The sequence below is a fragment of the Myroides odoratus genome (assembly GCF_001549985.1).
GTDB lineage: Bacteria > Bacteroidota > Bacteroidia > Flavobacteriales > Flavobacteriaceae > Flavobacterium > Flavobacterium odoratum_A.
This window is the reverse complement of record NZ_LROZ01000013.1, coordinates 99,001-105,000: the sequence shown is the minus strand read 5'-3', so window position 1 is coordinate 105,000 and position 6,000 is coordinate 99,001. Positions and strand designations below refer to the sequence as shown.

Genomic DNA, 6,000 nt, shown 5'->3' with positions numbered 1-6,000 from the left:
GTATAAACAGGCTTTTTTTATCATGGCTTTTTATTTTAATTCGTTTGGAATGGTGCAAACGGGTATTGGATTTATTTTATGTTGATTGATTCGGTTAAGCCTTGTGTAAATAGCGAATACTTCTTTTGCTCTTCCTTGAAAATCTTCTATTTTTTTTCCTTGTTCTGCCGCTAGCATCGCTTGTTCTAATTCATCATAATTGGCTCCAAGCTGGTCTTCATCTGAGCGATCATCACCAAATAGACCGTCTGTAGGTTTGGCTTGAATAATACTTTGTGGAACTTGTAAGTGTTCTCCAATTAAACGGACTTGAGATTTTAATAAATCGGCAATAGGGCTAATATCTACACCTCCATCTCCATATTTAGTAAAAAATCCAACGCCAAAATCTTCAATTTTATTGCCGGTTCCTACAACCAAATAACCGTGTATACCGGCATAGTAGTACAAGGTAGTCATGCGTAATCTCGCTCTCGTATTTGCTAAAGTCAAGTTTAATAGGGATTCATTATCACTTGTAGGGAGTTGTTGTTTAAACAATTCGAAAGTTGATGTTAAATCTGATTCAACAGCCTGTACTTGACTGAAATTTTGTTTTAAAAAATCAAGATGTTCTTTGGCTCTACTAATTTGTGAAGCCGCTTGGTGTATGGGCATTTCCACACAAAGTAGAGGTAATCCCGTTAATGCACACAAGGTGGAAGTAACTGCAGAATCAATTCCACCAGATATTCCAATAGTGAATCCTTTTATGCCGCTTTCTTGTGCATAATTTTTGAGCCATTCAACAATGTACTGTGTTACTGCTTCGGTTTGAAAGTTTTGATTCATCATGGAAAATTTGTGATTGAGATGTAGTTCTTCTTTTTATATTTGTAGATAGTAGAAAATAATTCAAGAATACTATGTTCAAAATTAATAAAATATCTTTATCCTTATTGGTGCTTTCTAGTTTTTTTGTGCTGAGTTGTGGTGATTCGAAAACGAAAGTAGACAAAGAAGTTGAACAAATCCCCATGGATGTTACGATTGCTCGTTTTGATCAAGAATTTTATACCGGAAAGGATGAAGAGTTCCAAGGCTTGAAAAAGAAATATCCATACCTGTTTCCAGCAAGTGTACCTGATAAAGCTTGGTTAGAAAAGAAGCAGGATACCATTTTTAAAGAACTGTATCAAGAAGTAACGAAACAATACAGTGATTTAAAATCGTTACCTGAAGATTTAAAACAGCTGTTTCAATCTATTAAATATTATTATCCTGAAGAATCAGATCACAAGAAAGTAATTACACTGATTTCAGAAGTGGATGTAGCTGCAAAAGCAATTTATGCGGATACACTAGCTTTGATTAGTTTGGATACCTATTTAGGGAAAGATCATCATTTCTATAAAGGATTTCCTGCGTATACGTTAACGACTTTTGAATCGTCTCAAATTTTACCTGATATGGCAGAGAGTTTTGTCATTCAAAAGTTGCCAAAAACCATGGATCGTACGTTTTTAGGCGCGATGGTTCATCAAGGGAAGTTGATGTATACAAAAGAATTATTGTTGCCAGGAGTACCCAAAGAAACATTAATCACATATACCAAAGAGCAATTGGATTGGTGTAAAGCAAATGAATCTCAGATTTGGCGCTATTTTGTAGATAATCAGCTATTTTTTGATACGGATGGGAAGCTCGTGACTCGTTTTATCGAGCCTGCGCCATTTAGCAAGTTTTACTTGGATATTGACAATGATTCTCCTGGACGCGTTGGGGTTTGGATTGGTTGGCAAATTGTTCGTTCATTTATGGAAAATAATAACGTAACTTTGCAAGAACTTTTTGCAATGCCTGCAAAAGATATTTTTGAAAAATCAAAGTATAAACCGAAGAAGTAATGAGTAAAAATCACATTTCTGATATCAATATTAGAGTAGAATTAGATGAAAATCGCGTTCCAGATAAATTAACTTGGACGGCTAAAGATGGTGGAGTAGACAGAGCAAAATCCAAAGCAATGTTATTGTCTATTTGGGATCATGCAGCACAAGAAACGTTGCGAATTGATTTGTGGACGAAAGATATGCCCGTAGATGAAATGAAAAAATTCTTTCATCAAACTTTAGTTGCGATGGCAGACACATATGAACGTGCAACGGAAGATGAGAAAATGGCGGCAACAATGCGCGATTTCTGCGAGTATTTTGCTGAGAAAACCGATTTGATTGAAAAATAGTACAAAAAGGGCGATTTAATATAAATCGCCCTTTTTGTTGTTGGATATATTAGTAAGACATTAACACTTATAGAGACTTGATGCATTATTTCATTATTATGGCATATAAGTGTAACACCTGTATACTTATATTAGTGAGATATTTTTAATTAGATCAATATTATGAAATATATACTTTTAACTATGTTTGTGTTTTTTACTTTTTTTATACAAGCGCAACATAAACCAGAAGCGGTATTGGCCAATGAATTATACGATAAAATAGAGCAGAGGGATAGGCCTTCCTTTGTCGTGTATTGGAATCCCAACTGTGAAACGGGAGAAGAGAGTTTATTAAAATATCAAGAGGTAATTAACACCTATGGCTCTAAAATTGATATTTATGTGATTGGTCTTACTAATATGCCCGATCTAATTGCTGATATGTCGAAAAAAATTGGACTCGATTACCCTTTGTATTATTTAGGAGGAGATAAATCCAAAAGTTTAAGGCTCCGAAAAGAGGAGTTTTCAATTGAATTGCTGCGATTAATGAAGGAAGAAGGAGAGGATTTTGATACGATCTATATGAAAGATTTAGATCATGTAGAACAAGTGAATGATATTTTCGAAGTTGATTATACGAGGTTAAATGCCCTGTTTAAATAGCATGTATAACGAGTAAGATTAAAATACAACATGCAAGTTTCATAGCACACTTTAGTTTTAAACAATGGTATACATTTATCGGTTTGAAAGCTATGTTTTTATGATTGACTATAGTACCATAAGGTTACAGCCGCGAATATCGGAATGATCAAATCGCCCTAATATTTCGAAACTGCCGTCTTCGTATTTCTTACCTAAATCTTGAGTAGCGATAAAAGAACATGAATTGATATTGGCTAAATCAATGACATTTACGCCTCCCGTTTTTCCATGTACATCCAATAATGTAAATGGATCTTCGGGATCTCGGATAACAATATCCATCCAAGGCGGACATTGAAATACGCCATCGCCCAACGAATAGCCTTGTGAAAGGAGTTCTGTCATTCCGTATTCAGAGTGAATTTTAGTCACGCCAAAACCTTTGCAAAGAATGGCATGTAGTTCTTCGCGAATCATTTCTTTGCGTTTCCCTTTCATACCTCCTGTTTCCATGATAATGGTATTGTTTAGCTCAAATTGATGTTGTTCAATAATGTCTAATAAGGCATAGGTCACACCTAACAAAAGGACGTTTTTACCTTCGCGATCTAAAAGTTCTAGATTGGCAATGAGCTCTTCGTAGTTATGCAAGTAGAAGCCGCTCTCTGGATGGCTAGATTGTTTGATGAAATCATCGGCCATATAAATCAAAGAAGATCCTTCTCTTTCCAAATAAGAAGGCAATAGTGCTAAAACAACATAATCTTCAATTGGACCATAAAAGTAAGAGAAACCCTTTCTGAAGCTTTCCTCATAGTAGTTCAAGTCCGTCACATGATGTTTACTTGTGATGGTTCCTGTGGTTCCGCTACTTGTAAAAGTGGTTTGTATGGGTGCTGTACTGCTCAGTACGTCTTTGCTTTTAAAAAACTCAATAGGAAGGTAGGGAACTTGATCTAAGCTTCGAACTTCCGTGGGTGTTTTTCGAATGAGGTTACAAAATTCACGATACACCGGATTGTTTTCATATTGATAGCGATAAACTTTCATGGCTATTTTATGAAACTCTTTTCGGGTCTGTATGCTAATGATATCTTCTGGTGTAAACACAATTCAATTATTTGGTACAAAAATACAATAAAAAAAAGCATCAATGTTGAAATGATGCTTTAGATTTATAGGGTATACTTATTTGTTATTTTACAATGAGCTTTCGCGTTGCAGTGGCATTATTTTCTTTAATTTTAATAATGTAAATCCCTGCCGTAATAGAACTTGGTAGTACGAGTTCTTTAGTGTTGAGTGGGGTAGATAAAATTTTCTTGCCCATTACGTTGTAAATCTCAACTTCTTTCGCTTCATTTGTTTTGGTTTCTATGGTAATCTTTCCGTTTGTTTGAACTGGATTAGGGTAAATAGAAAGACCTTCAATTGTTTTCACAACTGCTGCTTTATTAGCAGACCCCGTATATGAGCCAACTTGAGCGAAGCTCAGGCTAGTCATAAGCGCAAAGACTGCAATAAAAAGATAGTTATAAAAGTAATTTTTAGTCATCCAAATGAAATTAATACTATAAAAGTAGTGAATATTTCTTATATGATAAAAAAAATATTTGCTTTTTTAGGGCAAATATTTTTTGTTAACATAAATTAATGACTTATTGTAAATTATAAGTATAAAAAGTTAGATTCTTATAACCCTAACGTCCAGCCTTTTGTCCATTCTGGAGCGTTTGCACTATTTCCAGCACCTTGGTTTTCTCCTTCAACAAATACGGCATTTACATTTACTGACTCACCTGCTGTATTTTTACCTTTCGCTTTTTCAGTTACATCGATTAGTTTTACATTGCTAACTAATAATGAACCATTAGCAACATTCGCGATTGTTTCATCATGCTCTACGTCGAAAGCTGTTTTCCATCCACTTAATACTACGTTTTTCATTTTTCCTTTTGTACCTTCACGTAGTTTCATTGCTGTTCCTTCTCCTTTTACCGCTGCAATTAATGTAATTCCGTCAATTGTTGGGTTAGAATAAGGCTCTGCTGTTCTTGTTTTAGCGTTGTTATCAGCTTCAAATCCTTTATCAGCTGTTCCACTTTGTTTAGAATACCAGAATTTATTCTCTTGTCCATTCCATCCCTCTGTCCAGTCAAATTGATCATCATCGTTATGAGTAGATACTAAGTATTGTGCACTTACTGTTCCACCAAACCACTCAAATCCATCATCAGAACCTTCGTGTGCTTGTACATATTCGATTTTTGTTCCGCTTCCAACTCCAAATAATGATAATCCGTTGAATTCTTTCTCACTGTTAAAGTTCGCTCCAGCGTACTCAATTCTCAAGTAACGGATAGATCCTGAATTGTCATTCGTCACATCTCCACCGTAAGTTAAATCAGAAACCTCTGCAGTAGCTGTTTTAGCTTTGTTGATTGGAGCCTTCCCACATACTACTAAACCTCCCCAGCTTCCTCTTTTTTTCTCAAGAGCAGTCATAACAACTGGATTTGTATTGGTCCCTTTTACGAAGATTTGTCCTCCTTGTGCTACTGCGATATAAGAAGATGTTCCTCCTGTTCCGATAATTTCAACTCCTTCTTCAATGTTTAAGATAGCACCGTCTTCAACTACTAATTTTGTTGATAGGTTATATTTTTTATTTTTCTCTAAAGTAAGAGTTTGTCCTTTTTTCAATGTTTGTCCAATGTTCTCTGTTGGATTTGGACCTCCTCCGTTGTCGTTTGAATTGTCGTCTGATCCACAGCTTACAAATAAAGCGGATACTAATGCGATCGATAATGCTGATTTGAATAATCTTTTCATAAAGTAATTGTGTTATTTTATTTTAACTGATACAAAGATTGCCAACTAAGATGAACTGATGGTTAGCACTTTATCATTGAATTGTTATGATATGAAAGTGGAATATTAATGAATTGTTATGAAGGATTTCGGTTGACAGTTTACGGTTTGCGGTTAACAGTTGATAGTATACGATTGGAAAATATTTTTTAAAATAGGAGTATAAACCAGTAGAGGGAGTAGCGAATAGTTTGATTGTCCATGCAAATTTATTTTTCGCCTATTTATTCTACGAATGTCCCATTTGTTTTTAGTGATTGATGAATTTCCACTGT

General features: G+C 34.9%; 8 protein-coding genes (1 of these 8 only partly in view). 3 read left to right on the top strand and 5 right to left on the bottom strand.

The window, feature by feature from the left end:
• On the bottom strand, positions 1–24 hold the 5' portion of the coding sequence (locus AWV75_RS13345) for a hypothetical protein (protein ID WP_060874847.1). Its footprint begins 438 nt before the window's first position; the window shows 24 of its 462 coding nt (coding positions 1–24); its start codon is at positions 22–24; the stop codon falls past the left edge of the window.
• Positions 25–30: 6 nt separating this feature from the next.
• Positions 31–834 (bottom strand): NAD(+) synthase, encoded by an 804-nt coding sequence (gene nadE, locus AWV75_RS13340; RefSeq protein WP_060874846.1) that lies wholly within the window; start codon positions 832–834, stop codon positions 31–33.
• A gap of 71 nt (positions 835–905) precedes the next feature.
• Between nadE and gldB the strand changes: the two genes are divergently transcribed.
• The 3 genes from gldB to AWV75_RS13325 all read left to right on the top strand — a co-directional run bounded on the left by gldB (position 906) and on the right by AWV75_RS13325 (position 2,872).
• Positions 906–1,886, top strand: a complete 981-nt coding sequence (gene gldB, locus AWV75_RS13335; protein ID WP_060874845.1) for a gliding motility lipoprotein GldB — start codon at positions 906–908, stop codon at positions 1,884–1,886.
• Positions 1,886–2,224, top strand: coding sequence for a gliding motility protein GldC (gene gldC, locus AWV75_RS13330; RefSeq protein WP_002987955.1), 339 nt, complete (start codon positions 1,886–1,888; stop codon positions 2,222–2,224). Before gldB ends, gldC begins: the two co-directional genes overlap by 1 nt.
• 162 nt (positions 2,225–2,386) lie before the next feature.
• The gene (locus AWV75_RS13325) at positions 2,387–2,872 is read left to right on the top strand and encodes a hypothetical protein (protein ID WP_231738147.1); all 486 of its coding nucleotides are present in this window, start codon (positions 2,387–2,389) and stop codon (positions 2,870–2,872) included.
• A gap of 108 nt (positions 2,873–2,980) precedes the next feature.
• Here AWV75_RS13325 and AWV75_RS13320 read toward each other — a convergent pair whose 3' ends face one another.
• From AWV75_RS13320 to AWV75_RS13310, 3 genes are all read right to left on the bottom strand, one after another.
• Positions 2,981–3,964 (bottom strand): LuxE/PaaK family acyltransferase, encoded by a 984-nt coding sequence (locus AWV75_RS13320; protein WP_002987951.1) that lies wholly within the window; start codon positions 3,962–3,964, stop codon positions 2,981–2,983.
• 85 nt (positions 3,965–4,049) lie between these two features.
• The gene (locus tag AWV75_RS13315) at positions 4,050–4,409 is read right to left on the bottom strand and encodes a T9SS type A sorting domain-containing protein (RefSeq protein ID WP_060874843.1); all 360 of its coding nucleotides are present in this window, start codon (positions 4,407–4,409) and stop codon (positions 4,050–4,052) included.
• A gap of 137 nt (positions 4,410–4,546) precedes the next feature.
• Positions 4,547–5,686, bottom strand: a complete 1,140-nt coding sequence (locus AWV75_RS13310) for a hypothetical protein (RefSeq protein WP_060874842.1) — start codon at positions 5,684–5,686, stop codon at positions 4,547–4,549.
• Positions 5,687–6,000 lie beyond the last annotated feature (314 nt).

Coding starts and splice junctions, on each gene's coding strand:
- nadE (WP_060874846.1), bottom strand. CDS start 834: ATGATGAATCAAAACTTTCAAACCGAAGCAGTAACACAGTACATTGTT.
- gldB (WP_060874845.1), top strand. CDS start 906: ATGTTCAAAATTAATAAAATATCTTTATCCTTATTGGTGCTTTCTAGT.
- gldC (WP_002987955.1), top strand. CDS start 1,886: ATGAGTAAAAATCACATTTCTGATATCAATATTAGAGTAGAATTAGAT.
- AWV75_RS13325 (WP_231738147.1), top strand. CDS start 2,387: ATGAAATATATACTTTTAACTATGTTTGTGTTTTTTACTTTTTTTATA.
- AWV75_RS13315 (WP_060874843.1), bottom strand. CDS start 4,409: ATGACTAAAAATTACTTTTATAACTATCTTTTTATTGCAGTCTTTGCG.
- AWV75_RS13310 (WP_060874842.1), bottom strand. CDS start 5,686: ATGAAAAGATTATTCAAATCAGCATTATCGATCGCATTAGTATCCGCT.